This window comes from Chromobacterium haemolyticum DSM 19808, from assembly GCF_000711885.1.
Classification (GTDB): Bacteria; Pseudomonadota; Gammaproteobacteria; order Burkholderiales; family Chromobacteriaceae; genus Chromobacterium; species Chromobacterium haemolyticum.
In genome coordinates this window covers 68,736-85,452 of record NZ_JONK01000013.1, presented here as the reverse complement: position 1 = coordinate 85,452, position 16,717 = coordinate 68,736, and the positions used below count along the sequence as shown (strand labels likewise).

Genomic DNA, 16,717 nt, shown 5'->3' with positions numbered 1-16,717 from the left:
GACAAGGCGAAAACCGCTGAGAAAGCGGAGTGTACGAGGGGTACATGAGCATTTCGAAGCGATTTTCAACGCCGTATCGCCAACGCGCGGCAGATCGTGAACAGGTTCTCAGAAGTTGGCAGGGGTGTTGGCGCTGATGATCTCCGCCTCGTCCGGCCCGACATTGCGGAATTTGTGCGGCAGGGTGCTGGGAAAGTAATAGCCGTCGCCGGCAGAGAGGATGCTGATGTGGCCGTCCACGGTCAGCTCCACCGTGCCGCGCACCACCACGCCGCACTCCTCGCCCTCCGGATGGGTGATCATTTCTTTGCCGGTGTCCGCGCCCGGCGAATACAGCTCGCGCAGCATGCGCATCTGGCGGTTGGGGTTGGAGGCGCCGATGATCAGCAGCTTCAGGCCGTCGCGGCCCAAATCCGGCTGTTGGTCGCGGCGGAAGGTGTAGGGGTCGCTGGGCGGCGGTTCGCCAAAGGTCAGGAACTCGGTCAGCGTCATCGGAAAGCCCTGGATCAGCTTCAATAGCGAGCTGATGGACGGGCTGACCCGGTTTTGTTCTATCAGCGAGATGGTGGCGTTGGCCATGCCGGCCCGTTTCGCCAGCTCGCGCTGCGACAGCGCGAAGTGCTCACGCACTTGTTTGACGCGTAATCCAATATCCATGCCTGTAACCTCGGTGGCGTGCCCTTGTCGGCCTCTGCTTAGTATTTTCGACAATTTTTCGAATAGCGTCACAGTATACTGATGTCGCCGCCGGCCATGCAGCGCAATTCGCGCTTTCTGGCCCGCCGCGGCGCATTTTCCAAGCCAGGCCCCATTTTGCTGCGTCCATCGGCCTTTCTCTCTCCCTGCAGCCCGTCCGCCAGGCCCGTCGCCTGCGCCTCTTGCCACAAGCTCTCCCGCTTTGCGTTTGATTTTTTAGACAGTGCCGCCGCGCTGTCACAGTATGGAGTCATGCGCGCCCTCCGGCGCGCCGGAGGGACGCATTGAAAGCCTTATTGTGGATGGCGGGGTTGGCGGCGCTGTGGCTGGCGTCGCCCAGTTGGGCGCTGAGCCTGTCGGCGGCGGAGCGGGACTGGCTGAGCCGGCATCCTGTGTTGCGGGTGGGGGTGGTGCCGCAAGCGCCCTACGCGGTGCTGGACCCGCGCCGGCAAGCGATTAGCGGCGCGCATGTGGAGCTGATGAATCGGCTGGCTGCCGAGCTGGGCCTCAAGCTGGCCTGGACGGCCTATCCGAACAAGACGCAATTGAGCGCGGCGGCGCGGGCGGGTAGCGTGGATATCGCGCCGGGCCTGGAGCAAACGCCGGCAGGCTTGCGTTACTGGCTGTTTTCCGGCCCCTTCCTGCGCATACCCTACAAACTGGTTGGGCGGGGCGAACCGGCGGCGGCGCTGGAGCTGGAGCAATTGCCGGGCAACGTAAGGGTGGCGGTGGTTGAACCGGGCGCGGCGGCGGCCTTCCTGGCCGCCAACTATCCGGCGTTGCGGCGTTGGCCGGCCGGCTCGGACCGTTCCGCGTTGCAGCAAGTGCTGCAGCAGCGGGCGGATTACGCGGTGGTGGACGAGGCGCAACTGAACCAGCTGCTGCGGGAGCCCGAGTTCTCGCCCTTGCGCGCGGTGGGCGACAGCGGCGCCACCCGGCTGCTGCGGGTGGCGTCGCGACAGGATTGGCCGCAATTGGCTACGTTGCTGGACCGGGCCCTGAGCGCGTTGCCGGCGTCGCAGCGCGGTCATCTTTACACACGCTGGGTGCAGGCCGAGCCGACGCCCTTGGGCGACAGTCTGCCGTTTTGGCGGTGGCTGAGTCAGGTTTCGGGCGTGCTCATTCTGGCTTTGGCGGGCGCATTATTGTGGCGGGGCAGGCAACAGCGGCAGATGCGGCAGGCGCTGGCGGCTGCGCGTCAGGCGCTGGCGCAGCGGGAGGCCAGCGCCGAGGCCTTGCGGCTGACGCAGTTTTCGGTGGATCACAGCACGGTGGGCATTCTGTGGCTGAACTGGGACAGCCGGCTGCGTTACGCCAATCAGGCCGCGCTGGCGATGCTGGCGTGCGAAGAGGCGCAGGCGGTGGGGCAGCCTCTGTCGCGTTTTCAGCCGGGCTTGGACATGGACGGCTGGCTGGATTTGTGGAGCCGGGCGCGCAGCCGGGATCTGTTGCAGTTCGAAATCGATTGTCTGCGCGCCGACGGCGGCAGCTTGCCGGTGGATGTCTCGCTCAGTTTTCTGCGCTTCGGCGGCGCCGACTATCTGGTGGCCTTTATGCATGATGTCACCGAGAAGCGACAGGCGCGCGCCGCCTTGCGGGAAAGCGAGGCGCGCTTCAAGGGCATCGCTGAAAATGTGCCGGGCCTGGTGTTCCGGCTGGAGTGCGGCGACGCGGCGGAAGATCCGCGGCTGGCCTTTGTCAGCGAGGCCAGCCTGGCGCTGACCGGCTACCCGGCCGCGGACTTGCTGGCGCGGCCGGAGGGCTTGCTGGCCTTGGCGCATCCGGAAGACGCCGCCGGCCTGCGCGAGAGTTGGCGGGCGGCCTGGCGAGAGCAGAGCGACTGGAGCTGGCAAGGCCGGATTCTGACCCGCGACGGCGCGGAGCGCTGGGCCGATCTGCGCGCCCGCGCCCGCCGCCACGGCGCGGCGGGCATGGTGTGGGACGGCATCCTGTGGGATATCAGCGCCGGCAAGCGCAATGAACTGGAACTGAGCGCGTCGCGCGCCATGTTGAGAGACTTGGCCGCTCACCTCGAAACGGTGCGCGAGGAGGAGAAAGCGCATATCGCGCGCGAGGTGCACGACGAACTGGGCCAGGTGCTGACCGTGCTCAAGCTGGAAACCTCGATGCTGGAACTCAGCCTGGGGCGGCCGGAGGGCGCGGCGGCGGAGCGGCTGGCCAGCATCAAGAAGCTGATCGCCCAGACTTTCGCCCTGGTCCGCGACGTGGCCACCGCGCTGCGGCCGCCCATTCTGGACGCGGGCCTGGCCTCGGCCGTGGAATGGCAGGCGCGCCGTTTTGAAGCCCGCAGCGGCATACCCTGCCTGGTGCTGGTGCCGGAAACGCCGTTGCGGCTGGACGACGCCAAGGCGGTGGGCCTGTTTAGGGTATTGCAGGAGGCGCTGACCAATGTGATGCGCCACGCCGAGGCTCATACGGTGACGCTGCATTTGCAGGCGCAGCCGGGCGAATTGACGCTAAGCATTGTCGACGACGGCAAAGGCTTTGAGCGGCGGCCGGGGGAGGCGGGCAGCTCCTATGGCCTGGTGGGCATGCGCGAGCGCCTGCTGATGTTCGGCGGGGAGCTGGAGATCGCCAGCGCGCCGGGGCAGGGCTGCAGTTTGACGGCCCGGCTGCCTTTGCGGCCGGATGAAGGAGAGGAGGAGACATGATTCGAGTGATTGTGGCGGAAGACCACACCATCGTGCGCGAAGGCATCAAGCAGTTGATCGGCCTGGCCGACGATTTGCAAGTCGTCGGCGAAGCCGCCAACGGCGGCGCGGTGTTCGACGCCTTGCGCGCCGCCGTCTGCGATGTGTTGCTGCTGGATATTTCGATGCCGGGCCTGAGCGGGCTGGATGTGATCCCGCGCTTGCGGGCGCTGGCGCAGCCGCCGGCGATCCTGGTGCTGTCCATGCACGACGAGGTGCAGATGGCGGCGCGCGCGCTCAAGGCCGGCGCCGCCGGCTACGCCACCAAGGACAGCGACCCGGCGCTGCTGCTGACCGCGATCCGCAAAGTAGCCGGCGGTGGCCGCTACATCGACCCGCAGCTGGCGGACCGGCTGGTGTTCGAAGTCAACCTCAGCGACGAGCGGCCGCCGCATGCTCAGCTGTCCGAGCGCGAGTTCCAGGTGTTTCAGCGCCTGGCGCAGGGCGCCAATGTCAACGAGGTGGCGCAGTTGCTGGCCATCAGCGCCAAGACCGTCAGCACCCACAAGGTCAGGCTGATGCAGAAGCTGCGCGCGCAATCGCTGGCGGATCTGGTGCGTTACGCGATCGAGCACCAGTTGTTTTAACGCTTGGCCTGCTGCGGCGCACTAAGGATTTCCCTATAGCGAGCGCCGTTTATCCCGACGGCAAAATCCGCCGCCCGCTGATGGCGGGCGCGCGCCGCTCTCCCTAGCATGGTTGGCGTACGCATTCACTTCCAGGTGCCGCCGCCATGTCCGCAGCCAACGATGTGCTGGTCCGCTTCCTCGACATCCAGAAAAGCTATGACGGCGAGAACCTCATCGTCAAAAACCTGAATCTGGATATCCGCCAAGGCGAATTCCTCACCCTGCTGGGGCCGTCCGGCTCCGGCAAGACCACCAGCCTGATGATGCTGGCTGGTTTCGAAACCCCTACCGGCGGCGAGATTCAGCTGGCCGGCCGCTCCATCAACCGCGTGCCGCCGCACAAGCGCAACATCGGCATGGTGTTCCAGAACTACGCCTTGTTTCCCCACATGACGGTGGCAGAAAACCTGGCCTTCCCGCTGTCGGTCCGCGGCGTGTCCAAGGCGGACATTCAGGACAAGGTGAAGCGGGCGTTGGCCATGGTGCAGCTGGACGCCTTCGCCGGCCGCTATCCGGGCCAGATGTCGGGCGGCCAGCAGCAGCGGGTGGCGCTGGCGCGGGCCTTGGTGTTCGAGCCGCAACTGGTGCTGATGGACGAACCGCTGGGCGCGCTGGACAAGCAATTGCGCGAACACATGCAGATGGAGATCAAGCATCTGCACCAGCGGTTGGGCGTGACCGTGGTCTACGTCACCCATGACCAGGGCGAGGCCCTGACCATGTCGGACCGGGTGGCGGTGTTCCATCAGGGCGAAATCCAGCAGGTCGACGCGCCGGCCCAGCTCTATGAGCGGCCGGGCAACGCCTTCGTCGCCAACTTCATCGGCGAGAACAACCGGCTGCAAGGCACTTTGCTGAGCCAGGACGGCGAGCGCTGCCTGGTGGAGCTGGAGCGCGGCGAGCGCGTGGCGGCGCTGGCGGTGAAGGTGGGCGAGGCCGGCAGCAGGGTGTCGCTATCCATTCGCCCCGAGCGCGTTTTGCTCAACGGCCACAGCGAGCATTGCGACAACCGGTTCTCCGGGAGGGTGGCCGAATTCATCTATCTGGGCGACCACGTGCGCGTGCGCATGGAGGTGTGCGGCAAGCCCAATTTCTTCGTCAAACAAGCCATCGCCGACCTGGACGCCACGCTCGCCGTCGGCGATGTAGTGTCGCTGGGCTGGCAGGTGGAGCATGTACGCGCGCTCGATCCGCTGGCTCACGAATAGCAAGGCGTGTTTTGCAAGGGAGGATCTGGGAATGTCTACAAGCATCAAGCTGGCGGCTGTGGCCTTGGGATGGGCTCTTGTGGGCGAAGCCATGGCTGCCGAGCTGACCGTGATCTCGTTTGGCGGAGCGGGGAAGTCCGCGCAGGACAAGGCGTATTACGGCCCGTTCCAGCGGGCGACCGGCATCACGGTGATCGGGGCGGAATACAACGGCGAGATGGCGAAGATCAAGGCCATGGTGGATAGCCGCAGCGTGTCGTGGGATGTGGTTGAAGTCGAGCCGGCGGCGCTGGCGCGCGGCTGCGACGAAGGTCTGTTCGAAAAGCTCGATTACAGCAAGATCGGCAACACGGCCGATTTTCTCGACGGCGCTGTACAGCGCTGCGGTATAGGCATGAACGTCTGGTCCATCGTCCTGGCCTACAACGCCGACAAATTGAAGACGGCTCCGGCGAGTTGGAAGGATTTCTGGGACGTGAAGACCTTTCCAGGCAAGCGTGGTTTGCGCAAGGGCGCGCAGGACAACCTGGAGTTCGCGCTGATGGCGGACGGCGTGGCACCCAAGGACGTCTACAAAGTACTGGCCACGCCCGCGGGCGTTAACCGGGCTTTCCGCAAACTGGACCAGCTCAAGCCCAATGTCCAGTGGTGGGAGGCCGGCTCCCAACCGCCGCAGTTTCTGGTCTCGGGCGATGTCGTGATGAGCTCGGCCTACAACGGCCGCATTTCCGAAGCGAGGAAAGAAGGCAAGAACCTGAAGGTGGTATGGAATGGTTCGGTTTACAACTACGACTACTGGGCGATTCCCAAGGGCAGCCCACGCAAGCACGATGCGCTGAAATTCATCCGTTTCGCCATGCAGCCGGTCAACCAGAAAGCCTATGCGGACACCATCGATTATGGAGTGACCCACCGTAAGGCGCTCCAGATGCTGGATACGAAAACGAGCAGCCGGGATTTGCCGACCTCGCCGCGGAATCTCGCGGTGGCGCTGAGCGAGGACACGGCGTTCTGGGTGGATAGGAGCGAGGAGCTCGAGCAGCGCTTCAACGCCTGGGTGGCTAAGCCCAAGTAAGAGCCTGTTCAAAGTCTGCCGCGCTTCAGCGATACGGCGTTAACAACAAACTCAAAATGCCCATGTACCCCCCGTGCATTCCGTTTGTTCGCTTGTTTTCGCCTGGTCTCGCGCTTGCTCGCGATGCTTTGGAAGAGGTTCTAAGCGCGATGGTCGCGGCGCCGGTCCGCGCCGCCAGTTAGCCCCGATGGGGGCGGATGCACACTCCGAGGTCATGATGGAACTCTCAGTAAAACTCAGCCGTACCCTGCAGCAGGCCGCCCTGCCGGTGGAGTCACAAGGGGAGCGGCAACTACGTCAAGAACTGGCGGCCTGTTATCGGCTGATCGCTCACTTTCGTATGAGCGATCTGATCTCGACACACATCTCGGTGCGCTTGCCAGGGCCGGAACACCACTTCCTGATCAACCCCTACGGGCTGATGTTCGACGAAATCACCGCGTCCAGCCTGGTCAAGATCGGTCTTGATGGCCAGGCGCTGGATGAGAACGACGCCCTGGTCAATCCGGCCGGTTTCATCATCCATAGCGCCATCCACTCGGCAAGGCCGGATGCGCAGTGCGTGCTGCACACCCATACCCGAGCCGGATGCGCGGTGGCTGCCTTGGCGGATGGCTTATTGCCGGTGAACCAGATGTCGATGGAGTTCTACGGGAAGGTGGCGTACCACGATTACGAAGGCATTGCCCTGGACCTCAACGAGCAGGCGCGCCTGGTCCGGGATCTGGGCGACAAGCCGGTGCTGATTCTGCGCAACCACGGTTTGCTGACCGTGGGAGAAACGGTCAAGCAGGCTTTCTTGCGCATGTACTACCTGGAGAAAGCCTGCGACATCCAACTGGCCGCGCAGGCGGCCGGAGCGTTGCGCCTGCCGTCTGTGGAAGTGTGCCGACGGACCGAGCAGCAGTTCAACGAGCCGGAGCGAGAGTTGGGCGAGCGGGAACTGAAGGACGATATGTTCATTGATCTGGCCTGGGCGGCGCTGCTGCGTCTGCTGGACCGGCTCGATCCCGGCTACAAGCTTTGACGGCTTCGGTTCTGCCGTGTGTTGTCGATTGGCTAAGAACCTGTTTAAGCGCTGTTGCGCTTCGCGAGACGCCCACGGGTGAGCGCGGCTTCGAAATGCTGATGTACCAAGCGCACATTCCGCTTTCTCAGTCATTTTCGCCTTGTCTCGCTTTCGCTCGCCAGCTCGTAAACGCGCTCTAAGACGGGTTCAAACCGGGAACCGGCGGGCTTGAAATATAAGGAGGTACGGTTCATGAGGCTCCACCGCAAATTCTTATTCCCCTATTGCGCCGCGCTGGCGGCCTGTCAGGCGCAGGCGCTGACCGTTGTGTCGTTTGGCGGCGCCAACCAGGCCGCTCAGGCCCAGGCCTATTACCAGCCTTTCCAGCGCGCTACCGGCACCAGGGTGCTGGCTGGCGAATACAACGGCGAAATGGCCAAGGTCAAGGCGATGGTGGAGGCCCGGCGCGTGTCCTGGGACGTGTTGGAGGTTGAGGCGCCGGAGCTGGCAAGGGGCTGTGACGAAGGTTTGTTCGAAAGGCTGGACCCGGCGCTGGCCGGCGGGCGCGCAGAGGTGGTCGATGGCGCGCTGCAGCCATGCGGCATCGGCATCTTCGTCTGGTCCAATGTGCTGGCCTACAACGCGGACAAGCTCAAGACCGCGCCGCGCGGCTGGGCCGATTTCTGGGACGTAAAGCGTTATCCCGGCAAGCGCGGCATGCGCAGGGGCGCCAAATACACCTTGGAAATCGCGCTGTTGGCCGACGGGGCCGCCGCCAAGGATATCTACCGAATACTAGCCACGCCGGCTGGCGTGGAGCGCGCCTTCAAGAAGCTGGCGCAGCTCAAACCCCATATCCAGTGGTGGGAAGCCGGCGCTCAAGCGCCGCAATACCTGGCCTCCGGCGATGTGGTGATGAGTTCGGCCTACAACGGGCGTATTGCCTCGGCCCAGCAAGAGGGCCGGAATTTGAAGATCGTGTGGGACGGCAGCCTGTATGACTTTGTCTACTGGGCCGTTCCCAAGGGGGCGCAAGAGGGCGTTGCGGCAAGGCGTTTCATCGCTTTCGCCAGCCGGCCGGAGACCCAGGCGGCGTATTCACGACAGATGGCCTATGGGCCGATCAACCGCAAGGCGATGACGTTGCTGGCGCCGGGACGGCAGCTCGAACTGCCCACCGCGCCGCAGAACATGAAAAACGCTGTGAAGGTGGATCTGGAGTTCTGGGCCGATCACGGTGAAAGCCTGGAGCAGCGTTTCAACGCCTGGGCCCTGCGCTGAGCGCCCGTATTGAAAGCCGCGCCGGCCGGACCGGCGTCATGATGCAGTCAACAAGGAGAATGAGGATGGCAGTCAAACAAGGATTCATCCTGCTGAGCGCCGCGCTGGCTTTGGCCGGCACGGCCTCGGCCAAGGATTTAACGGTGATTTCCTACGGAGGCGCCAATAAGGACGCCCAGGCCAAGGCCTATTACGCGCCGTTCCAGAAGAGCGCCGGGCTCAAGCTGGTCAGCGGCGAGTACAACGGCGAAATGGCCAAGCTCAAGGCGATGGTGGACACCAAGAGCGTGTCTTGGGACGTTCTGGAGGTGGAGTCGCCGGAACTGGTGCGCGGCTGCGACGAGGGGCTGCTGGAACGGCTGGACTACGCGCGTATCGGCAATAAGGCGGACTTCGTGCCCGGCGCGGTTCAGCCCTGCGGCATCGGCATCTTCGTCTGGTCCACCGCGCTGGCCTACAACGCCGACAAGCTGAAGACCGCGCCGGCCGGCTGGAAGGACTTTTGGGATGTGAAGAAATTCCCGGGCAAACGCGGCCTGCGCAAGGGGGCCAAGGGAACCTTGGAAATCGCGCTGCTGGCCGATGGCGTGGCGGCCAAGGATGTTTATCCGGCGCTGGGCACGCAGGCCGGCGTGGACCGCGCCTTCAAGAAGCTGGATCAGCTCAAACCTCATATCCAGTGGTGGGAGGCCGGCGCCCAGCCACCGCAATACCTGGCCTCAGGCGATGTGGTGATGAGCTCCGCCTTCAACGGCCGCATCGCGGTGGCGCGCAAGGACGGCAAGAATCTGAAAGTGGTGTGGAACGGCAATCTCTACGACTTCGACTACTGGTCGATCCCCAAGGGCACGCCCAAGCGCGATCAGGCCTATCAGTTCATCGCCTTCGCCAGCAAGCCGGAAAACCAGAAGGTGTATTCGCAGAACATCGCCTACGGCCCCAGCAACAAGCGGGCGATTCCGCTGCTGGACAAGAGCGAGCTGCCGGATCTGCCCACCGCGCCGCAAAACATCAAGGACGCGCTGAAGATCAATCTGGTGTTCTGGGCCGATCACGCCGAGAGCCTGGAACAGCGTTTCAACGCCTGGGCGGCTAAATAAGCGCTCGTCCTTAATTTAGCGGAGGCCGCCTTCCGGCGGCCGTTTTGACGGAGTCCAAGCCATGACCGCTTCCTCGGTATCTCATTCCCGCGCGTCCGCGCCGGCCCCGCTGCCCCTGAAGGCGCGGCTGGCCCGGGCGGAGCGGCTGGGCAAGCTCAAGTCGCTGGCGTTGGTGGCGCCGCTGCTGTTGTTCCTGCTGCTGACCTTCATCGTGCCCATCGGCGCGCTGCTGCTGCGCAGCGTCGACAATCCGGAAGTGGCGGGCACGCTGCCGCGAACGGTACGGGCGCTGGCGGCTTGGGACGGCAAGTCGCTGCCGCCGGAAACGGCCTACCGCGCGCTCGTCGACGATGTGCGGCTGGCCAGCGAACAACAGACGTTGGGCGACTTGGGCAAGCGGCTGAACATGGAGGTGCCCGGTTATCGCAGCCTGTTGGGCAAAACCGCGCGCGCCTTGCCGCTGGAGCCGGCGCCGTCTTCGTTCAAGCAGGCGTTGACCGAGCTGGACGAGCGCTGGGGCGATCCGGCCTATTGGCTGGCGATACGCCGCAACCAGTCCGTCTACACCCCTTACTATCTGCTGGCGGCGCTGGACCACCGCATCGACGATCTGGGCGAAATCAGCCGCGCGATGCCGGACCAGGGCATCTATCTGAGCGTGTTCGCCCGCACCTTCTGGATGAGCCTGGTGGTGACCTCGCTGTGCCTGTTGCTGGCCTATCCCTTGGCCTATCTGCTGGCCAGCCTGCCCACCCGCCGCAGTAATCTGCTGATGATCATGGTGCTGCTGCCGTTCTGGACCTCGGTGCTGGTGCGGGTGGCCGCCTGGATCGTGCTGCTGCAGTCCGGTGGCCTGATCAACGCCGCCTTGTTGAGCCTGGGCCTGATCGAACAGCCGCTGCAGCTGGTGTTCAACCGCGTCGGCGTTTACATCGCCATGGTGCATATACTGCTGCCCTTCATGATTCTGCCGATTTACAGCGTGATGAAGGGCATCTCTCCCAGCTATCTGCGCGCGGCGGTCTCGCTGGGCTGCCATCCCTTCGCCAGCTTCTGGCGGGTGTACGCGCCGCAGACCGTGGCCGGCGTGGGCGCCGGCTGCCTGCTGGTGTTCATCCTGTCCATCGGCTACTACATCACCCCGGCCTTGCTGGGCAGCCCCAACGACCAGATGGTCAGCTATTTCGTCGCCTTCTACACCAACACCACCATCAACTGGGGCATGGCCACCGCGCTGGGCGGCCTGTTGCTGGCGGCCACCTTGTTGCTGTACGCGGTCTACCACCGGCTGGTGGGCAGCGAACGGTTGCGGCTGGGCTAAACCGCTTCCTGGCATTGCTTGAATCAAACCCAAATCGTGGAGAGCTAAACCCATGCCAAGCCATCACACTTTGCCGGAAGAGCGGCTGTGGTTTTACCTGCATCGCTTGCTGGGCGGCCTGACGCTGCTGTTCCTGGTGCTGCCGGTGCTGGTGATCATCCCCTTGTCCTTCAACGGCAGCGCTTTTCTGGTTTATCCGCTCAACGGGTTCTCCCTGCGCTGGTATCAGGAGTTCTTCTCCTCGGCGGAATGGATGCGGGCCTTGCAGAACAGTCTGATCGTCGCGCCGTTGGCCACCGTGCTGGCGATGACCCTGGGCACGCTGGCCGCCATCGGGCTGACCCGCGCCGAGTTTCCCGGCAAGGGCCTGCTGATGGCGGTATTGATCTCGCCCATGGTGGTGCCGGTGGTGATCGTCGGTGTGGCCGGCTATTTGTTTTTCGCGCCCTTGGGCATGGACAACAGCTATCTGACGCTGGTGCTGCTGCACGCGGCGCTGGGCGTGCCCTTCGTGGTGATCACCGTCAGCGCCACGCTGCAGGGCTTTAACCGCAATCTGGTGCGCGCCGCCGCCAGCCTGGGCGCGTCGCCGCTGCGGGTCTTCTTCAAGGTGACTTTGCCGCTGATTGCGCCGGGTGTGATTTCGGGCGCGCTGTTCGCCTTCGGCACCTCCTTCGACGAGGTGGTGGTGACGTTGTTTGTCGCCGGGCCGGGGCAGGCGACACTGCCGCGGGCGATGTTTGGCGGCATCCGCGAAAACCTCAGCCCCGCCATCGCCGCGGCGGCCACGCTCTTGATCGGCTTTTCAGTGCTGATGCTGCTGACGCTGGAGCGGCTGCGCAGCCGGCCGGCGGGCTAACGGGGGCTTGGCCCTACTTTTGGAGGGGTTGAAATTCGGCCAGTGTGCCGCACACTAGCGGAGTCACTCACCCTGAACCCAAATAAGGAATTCCCACATGGCTACCGTTACTTTGCGCGGCAATCCCGTTGAAGTGGCCGGCGCGCTGCCGGCCAAGGGCCAGCAAGCCCCGGCGCTGACCCTGACCTCCGCCGACCTGGCCGAAGTCAAACTGGACAACTATGCCGGCAAGAACAAGGTGCTGAACATTTTCCCCAGCGTGGACACCCCCACCTGCGCGATGTCGGTGCGTAAGTTCAACGAGCGCGCCGCCAAGCTGGCCGACACCGTGGTGCTGTGTGTTTCCGCCGACCTGCCGTTCGCTCAGAAGCGCTTCTGCGGCGCAGAAGGCATCGAAAATGTGGTCACCCTGTCCACTTTCCGCAACCCGCAGTTTGCCGCCGACTACGGCGTCAAGCTGGCTTCCGGCCCGCTGGCCGGCCTGACCGCCCGCGCGGTGGTGGTGCTGGACAAGGACAATAAGGTGTTGCACAGCGAGCTGGTGGCCGAGATCGGCGAAGAGCCGAACTACGACGCCGCGCTGGCCGTGCTGTAAGCTGCGCCGCCGCAGACAAAACCCGCCGACATCGCGTCGGCGGGTTTTTTTGCGCCCAGCCATGGGGGGCAGTATCCATGTCCTCGTGCAATGCTTCACGAAGCGCAGCAGACTTTGATCAGGTTCTTAGTAGGGTTTATTGGGCAGGAACTTGCCATCCAGAGTAATCACCGCACGCTCGCCGCCGTCCGGGTCTTCCACTTTGCGGATGTCCAGCTTGAAGTTGATGGCGCTGATGATGCCGTCGCCAAATTTCTCGTGCACCAGCGCCTTCAGCGTGGTGCCGTAGATCTGGATCATTTCATAGAAGCGGTAAATGGTGGGATCGGTGGGAATGCCGCCGGGAATGCTGCCGCGCAAGGGAATGGTTTGCAGCTGCAAGGCGTCGGCCGCGTTCAGGCCCAGCCGTTGGCAGACCAGCTCCGCGGCGGGCTTGGGCAGCGCATGCTGGCCCAGCACGGCGGCGGTGACATAGGCCAGGCTGAGGCCGGTGTCGGCGGCCACTTGTTCCCAGCTCAGGTCTTTCAAGGCCTTGGCGGCGAGGGCGCGTGCAGTCAGTTCTACACGGAGGTCCTGATGGATATTGGAGTGTTGCATGGGATGGTCCTTTCTTTGGGTTTGCGGGAGACGCGCCGCTTTCAGGCGGCGTGGGTGAGCGGAAAATCCTCCAGGGAAACGAAGCGCTGGCTGGCATGGTCCAGGGCCAGGACGGCGCCGGTTTCGATGTTGTAGACCCAGCCGTGCAGGGTCAGCCGGCCCTGGCGCGTCGCCAGCGCCACCGAAGGATGGGTTTTGAGGTTGGCCAGTTGGGCGATGACGTTTTCTTTCACCATGTCGTCCAGCCGCTGGCGGGCGTTGTCGTGCCGGCGTGCCGCGTTCATCACTTTGGCGGAGTCGGCGTGGCGCAGCCAGCCGGCCACCGCTGGCAGATGGTCCAGGCAATGACCGTTGGCGATCGCCGTCATCGCGCCGCAGTCGGAGTGGCCGCAGACCACGATGTCGGCGACGCCCAGCGCGGCCACCGCGTATTCCACCGAGGCGGTGACGCCGCCCGGTTCCGGCCCGTAGCAGGGAACGATGTTGCCGGCGTTGCGGATCACGAACAGTTCGCCGGGTTCTTGTTGCGTCAGCAGTTCCGGCACCACGCGGCTGTCCGAGCAGGTGATGAACAGCGCGCCGGGGGCCTGGCTGTCCGCCAGTTGGCGGAACAGCGCCGAACGCTGGGGATAGGCTTCCTGTTGGAATTTCAGAAAGCCGTCGATGAGGGCTTGCATGGCTTGCTCCTTGGCGGGGAAGGGATGCGCCAAGGATGAGGCTTTTTTTCTATAGGGTCCAAGACCGATATAAAATGATTTCCATAATTATTTCCTATAGTTTGGGCGCATGATTCTTCGACATATCCGTTACCTGCAGGCCGTCGTCGAGCACGGCAACTTCACCTGGGCAGCCGAAGCGCTGCATGTCTCGCAGCCCACGCTGTCGCAGCAGATCAAGCAATTGGAAGAGACGGTGGGCGCGCAGTTGCTGGACCGCGGCGGGCGGACGGTGCGGCCAACCGACGCCGGCGCCGCTTATTTGGAATACGCGCGCCGCGCGTTGCGCGAGCTGGAGGCGGCGCGACGAGCCACCCGGGATGTCGGCGATTTGTCGCGCGGCAGCTTGCGGCTGGCGATGACGCCGACTTTTGCCAGCTACCTGCTGGGGCCGTTGGCGGCGCGGCTGCGCAGCCTCTACCCCGGCATTGAACTATGCGTGCGCGAGGCGACGCTGGATGCCATCGAGCTGGCTTTGCTGGAGGACGAGATCGACGCGGGTATCGCGTTCGATCAGGCGCGTTCGGCGGAGATAGACGCGCGGCCGCTGTTCAGCGAAACCCTGGCCGTGGTGGTGGGCGACGGCCACCCATGGCGACGACAGGCGGAAGCGGTGGACGCCGAGGCTTTGGCGCAGACGCCCTGGGCGCTGTTGAGCGCGGATTTCGCCACCCGCGGCCATATCGATCGCTATTTCCGGGAATTGGGCCTGAAGCCGCGGATCGCGGCGCAGGCCAACAGCATCGGCGCGGTGATGGAAATCGTCCGCCACAGCGATTGCGCCACCATCCTGCCGCGGGCGATCCCGCGGCGGCATCCGGAGCTGGGGGCGGTGGGATTGCAAACGCCGTTGCCGGCGCGCACGGCGGCGGTTCTGACGCGCAAGGCCGCGTACCGCAGCGCCGCTTTGCGGGCGTTTCTGCCGGTGCTGGATGCTTTGGGAGAGGAGTTGGAAGCCGAGGGCGGCGCGAGGCCGCCCGCGGCGGGAGCCGGCTGAGCGGCTCCCTAGAGGGGTTTAGGCTTGCTGGCCCACCAGCTTGCCGCGCGGAGCGCTCTCGGCGGCTTCCATATTGGCCACCGCGTGGGCGTCATGCTCGGCGTCCAGATAACGCGTGCGCCAGCCGCTGTTGACGCCCCAGTAGTAAAAGGCCAGAGATACCACCGCCACCACCGCCATGTCGGGGCCGTAGGGCAACAGGCCGATGCCGCCGAAGTCCTGGCTGCCGATGTAGGACAGCAGCGCCATCGTCGGCAGGTAGAGCACCATCCACAGCGCGCCTTTCAGTTCGCGGCCAAACTCCGGCCAGCCGGCGCGGGCTTGATACCAGAAGTACACCGGCAAGGCGGCCACGATCAGGAAGATGATCTCGCCGGTCAGCGGCCAGCGCGCCCAGTACAGTACCAGGGACGCGCAGACGAAGGCGAAGGGCGCGATCACGCTCAGGCCGGCCAGACGCAGCGGGCGCGGCAGGTCTGAGGCGCAGCGGCGCAGAGAGGCCACGCTGATCGGGCCGGTCAGGTAGGAAATCACGGTAGCCACCGAGATCACCGCCGCCAGCGTGCCCCAGCCGCGGAAGAAGAACAGGAACACGAAGGAGATGGCCAGGTTGAACCACATCGCCGGGCGCGGGATCTGGTACAGCGGATGAATGCGGCCGAAGATCTCCGGCATGGTGCCGTTGCGCTGCATGCCGTAAATCATGCGCGAGGTGGTGGCCATATAGGTGGCGCCGGTGCCGCTGGGGCTGACGAAGGCGTCGAAGTACAGCAGCAGCATCAGCCAGTTCAGGCCCAGCGCCATCGCCAGTTGGGCGAAGGGGGAGCTGAAGTTGAGTCCTTGCCAGCCGTGGGCCAGGTCCGCCGGCGACAGCGCGCCGATGAAGGCCACTTGCAGCGCCACGTAAATCACCGCGGCCAGCAGGATGGAACCCACCACGCCGAAGGGTACGCTCTTGCCCGGATTGCGGGCTTCGCCGGCCAGGTTGATCGGGCTTTGGAAGCCGTTGAAGCTGAACACGATGCCGCTGGTGGCCACCGCCGTCATGACGCTGGCCCAGCCAAACGGGGCAAAGCCGCCGGGGGTGTCGCCGCCCAGATTGCCGGGATGGAAGCCGCTGTAGATCAGTGCGCCCACGGTCAGCGCCGGCACGATCACTTTGAAGATGGTGATGGCGCTGTTGGCCTTGGCGAACAGGCGCACGCCCCAGTAGTTGAGCATGAAGTAGACGATGACCAGCAGCGCGGAAAGCATCAAGCCGGGCGGGGTCAACTCGCCGTTGGAAAACAGATGTTGGGCCCAGGCGTAAGGCCAGGAGCTCATGTATTGCACCGAGGCTTCGGCCTCGATCGGGATCACCGAGACAATGGCGATCCAGTTGGCCCAGCCGGCGATGAAGCCTAGCAGGGAACCATGGGAGTAGCGGGCGTAGCGCACCATGCCGCCGCTTTCCGGGAACATGGCGCCCAGTTCCGCGTAGCTGAGGGCGATGGAGAGGATGATCACCATGCCGACTATCCAGGCGACGATGGCGGCGGGGCCGGCGATCTGGGCGGCGTGCGCGGCGCCGAACAGCCAGCCGGAGCCGATGATGGAGCCCAGGCCGGTCAGCATCAGGGCGATGGGGCCGATATGGCGGGAGTGTTGCTGTGTCAAAGGTATCTCCTGTCTGAAAACCCGACGGCCCGGTAGAGTCAGTCCCGGACGCGGCGGGCAAGCGATGGGGACAAGTTCCGGCCACGACGCGCTCGCCCGGCCGTCCGGGGCGGAGGGCATGGCATGGAGAATGACGGCGTGCTGGATGCGCCGGCGCGGAGGGCGCCGGCGAGCTTGTCCCGGATGCCGGGTGGACCCGGTCTAATGTGCTCTTTTATAAGAGGGGGCTAATCTACCTTTGCTTTTCATTACGGTATGTAACGAAAT

At 64.5% G+C, this 16,717-nt stretch carries 15 protein-coding genes; 11 read left to right on the top strand and 4 right to left on the bottom strand.

Annotated elements, in window-relative coordinates:
• Positions 1-108: 108 nt before the first annotated feature.
• Entirely contained in the window at positions 109-657 is a 549-nt protein-coding gene (locus tag BR71_RS09690) for a cupin domain-containing protein (RefSeq protein ID WP_043636315.1), read from the bottom strand.
• A gap of 323 nt (positions 658-980) precedes the next feature.
• Here BR71_RS09690 and BR71_RS09680 point away from each other — a divergent pair, with 323 nt between their 5' ends.
• The 10 genes from BR71_RS09680 (at position 981) to tpx (ending at position 12,484) form a co-directional block, all read left to right on the top strand.
• Positions 981-3,368: a PAS domain-containing sensor histidine kinase gene (locus tag BR71_RS09680; protein WP_208854857.1), complete on the top strand. Its 2,388-nt coding sequence runs from the start codon at positions 981-983 to the stop codon at positions 3,366-3,368.
• A complete protein-coding gene (locus BR71_RS09675) occupies positions 3,365-3,994 on the top strand; it encodes a response regulator (protein ID WP_043636303.1) in 630 nt (209 codons plus the stop codon). Before BR71_RS09680 ends, BR71_RS09675 begins: the two co-directional genes overlap by 4 nt.
• Before the next feature lie 146 nt (positions 3,995-4,140).
• On the top strand, positions 4,141-5,244 hold the full coding sequence (locus tag BR71_RS09670) for an ABC transporter ATP-binding protein (RefSeq protein ID WP_043636300.1): 1,104 nt from the start codon (positions 4,141-4,143) through the stop codon (positions 5,242-5,244).
• Positions 5,245-5,275: 31 nt separating this feature from the next.
• On the top strand, positions 5,276-6,319 hold the full coding sequence (locus BR71_RS09665) for an ABC transporter substrate-binding protein (protein ID WP_043636296.1): 1,044 nt from the start codon (positions 5,276-5,278) through the stop codon (positions 6,317-6,319).
• A 217-nt stretch (positions 6,320-6,536) separates the two neighbouring features.
• The gene (locus tag BR71_RS09660) at positions 6,537-7,346 is read left to right on the top strand and encodes a class II aldolase/adducin family protein (protein ID WP_081862613.1); all 810 of its coding nucleotides are present in this window, start codon (positions 6,537-6,539) and stop codon (positions 7,344-7,346) included.
• 234 nt (positions 7,347-7,580) lie between these two features.
• Positions 7,581-8,609, top strand: a complete 1,029-nt coding sequence (locus BR71_RS09655; protein WP_043636293.1) for an ABC transporter substrate-binding protein — start codon at positions 7,581-7,583, stop codon at positions 8,607-8,609.
• Positions 8,610-8,674: 65 nt separating this feature from the next.
• Positions 8,675-9,709, top strand: a complete 1,035-nt coding sequence (locus BR71_RS09650) for an ABC transporter substrate-binding protein (RefSeq protein WP_043636290.1) — start codon at positions 8,675-8,677, stop codon at positions 9,707-9,709.
• Between the two features lie 61 nt (positions 9,710-9,770).
• A complete protein-coding gene (locus tag BR71_RS09645; protein ID WP_043636286.1) occupies positions 9,771-11,030 on the top strand; it encodes an ABC transporter permease in 1,260 nt (419 codons plus the stop codon).
• A 52-nt stretch (positions 11,031-11,082) separates the two neighbouring features.
• Complete coding sequence (locus BR71_RS09640; RefSeq protein ID WP_043636282.1) at positions 11,083-11,889, top strand: ABC transporter permease; 807 nt, start codon at positions 11,083-11,085, stop codon at positions 11,887-11,889.
• A 97-nt stretch (positions 11,890-11,986) separates the two neighbouring features.
• A complete protein-coding gene (gene tpx, locus BR71_RS09635; RefSeq protein ID WP_043636279.1) occupies positions 11,987-12,484 on the top strand; it encodes a thiol peroxidase in 498 nt (165 codons plus the stop codon).
• A gap of 126 nt (positions 12,485-12,610) precedes the next feature.
• Here tpx and cynS read toward each other — a convergent pair whose 3' ends face one another.
• The gene (cynS, locus tag BR71_RS09630; RefSeq protein WP_043636276.1) at positions 12,611-13,081 is read right to left on the bottom strand and encodes a cyanase; all 471 of its coding nucleotides are present in this window, start codon (positions 13,079-13,081) and stop codon (positions 12,611-12,613) included.
• A 41-nt stretch (positions 13,082-13,122) separates the two neighbouring features.
• Complete coding sequence (locus tag BR71_RS09625) at positions 13,123-13,758, bottom strand: carbonic anhydrase (RefSeq protein ID WP_043636273.1); 636 nt, start codon at positions 13,756-13,758, stop codon at positions 13,123-13,125.
• A gap of 109 nt (positions 13,759-13,867) precedes the next feature.
• On the opposite strand from BR71_RS09625, the gene cynR reads away from it, so the two are divergent.
• Positions 13,868-14,794 (top strand): transcriptional regulator CynR, encoded by a 927-nt coding sequence (gene cynR / locus BR71_RS09620; RefSeq protein ID WP_043636270.1) that lies wholly within the window; start codon positions 13,868-13,870, stop codon positions 14,792-14,794.
• 18 nt (positions 14,795-14,812) lie between these two features.
• On the opposite strand, the gene BR71_RS09615 is transcribed toward cynR, so the two are convergent.
• Positions 14,813-16,450 (bottom strand): APC family permease, encoded by a 1,638-nt coding sequence (locus BR71_RS09615; protein ID WP_043636267.1) that lies wholly within the window; start codon positions 16,448-16,450, stop codon positions 14,813-14,815.
• Between the last annotated feature and the right edge of the window lie 267 nt (positions 16,451-16,717).

What these genes read in the sequence shown, in the direction of transcription:
- cynR (WP_043636270.1), top strand. Translation starts at nt 13,868, where the DNA reads ATGATTCTTCGACATATCCGTTACCTGCAGGCCGTCGTCGAGCACGGC.
- BR71_RS09675 (WP_043636303.1), top strand. Translation starts at nt 3,365, where the DNA reads ATGATTCGAGTGATTGTGGCGGAAGACCACACCATCGTGCGCGAAGGC.
- tpx (WP_043636279.1), top strand. Translation starts at nt 11,987, where the DNA reads ATGGCTACCGTTACTTTGCGCGGCAATCCCGTTGAAGTGGCCGGCGCG.
- BR71_RS09645 (WP_043636286.1), top strand. Translation starts at nt 9,771, where the DNA reads ATGACCGCTTCCTCGGTATCTCATTCCCGCGCGTCCGCGCCGGCCCCG.
- BR71_RS09660 (WP_081862613.1), top strand. Translation starts at nt 6,537, where the DNA reads ATGGAACTCTCAGTAAAACTCAGCCGTACCCTGCAGCAGGCCGCCCTG.
- BR71_RS09670 (WP_043636300.1), top strand. Translation starts at nt 4,141, where the DNA reads ATGTCCGCAGCCAACGATGTGCTGGTCCGCTTCCTCGACATCCAGAAA.
- BR71_RS09690 (WP_043636315.1), bottom strand. Translation starts at nt 657, where the DNA reads ATGGATATTGGATTACGCGTCAAACAAGTGCGTGAGCACTTCGCGCTG.
- cynS (WP_043636276.1), bottom strand. Translation starts at nt 13,081, where the DNA reads ATGCAACACTCCAATATCCATCAGGACCTCCGTGTAGAACTGACTGCA.
- BR71_RS09655 (WP_043636293.1), top strand. Translation starts at nt 7,581, where the DNA reads ATGAGGCTCCACCGCAAATTCTTATTCCCCTATTGCGCCGCGCTGGCG.
- BR71_RS09665 (WP_043636296.1), top strand. Translation starts at nt 5,276, where the DNA reads ATGTCTACAAGCATCAAGCTGGCGGCTGTGGCCTTGGGATGGGCTCTT.
- BR71_RS09640 (WP_043636282.1), top strand. Translation starts at nt 11,083, where the DNA reads ATGCCAAGCCATCACACTTTGCCGGAAGAGCGGCTGTGGTTTTACCTG.
- BR71_RS09625 (WP_043636273.1), bottom strand. Translation starts at nt 13,758, where the DNA reads ATGCAAGCCCTCATCGACGGCTTTCTGAAATTCCAACAGGAAGCCTAT.
- BR71_RS09650 (WP_043636290.1), top strand. Translation starts at nt 8,675, where the DNA reads ATGGCAGTCAAACAAGGATTCATCCTGCTGAGCGCCGCGCTGGCTTTG.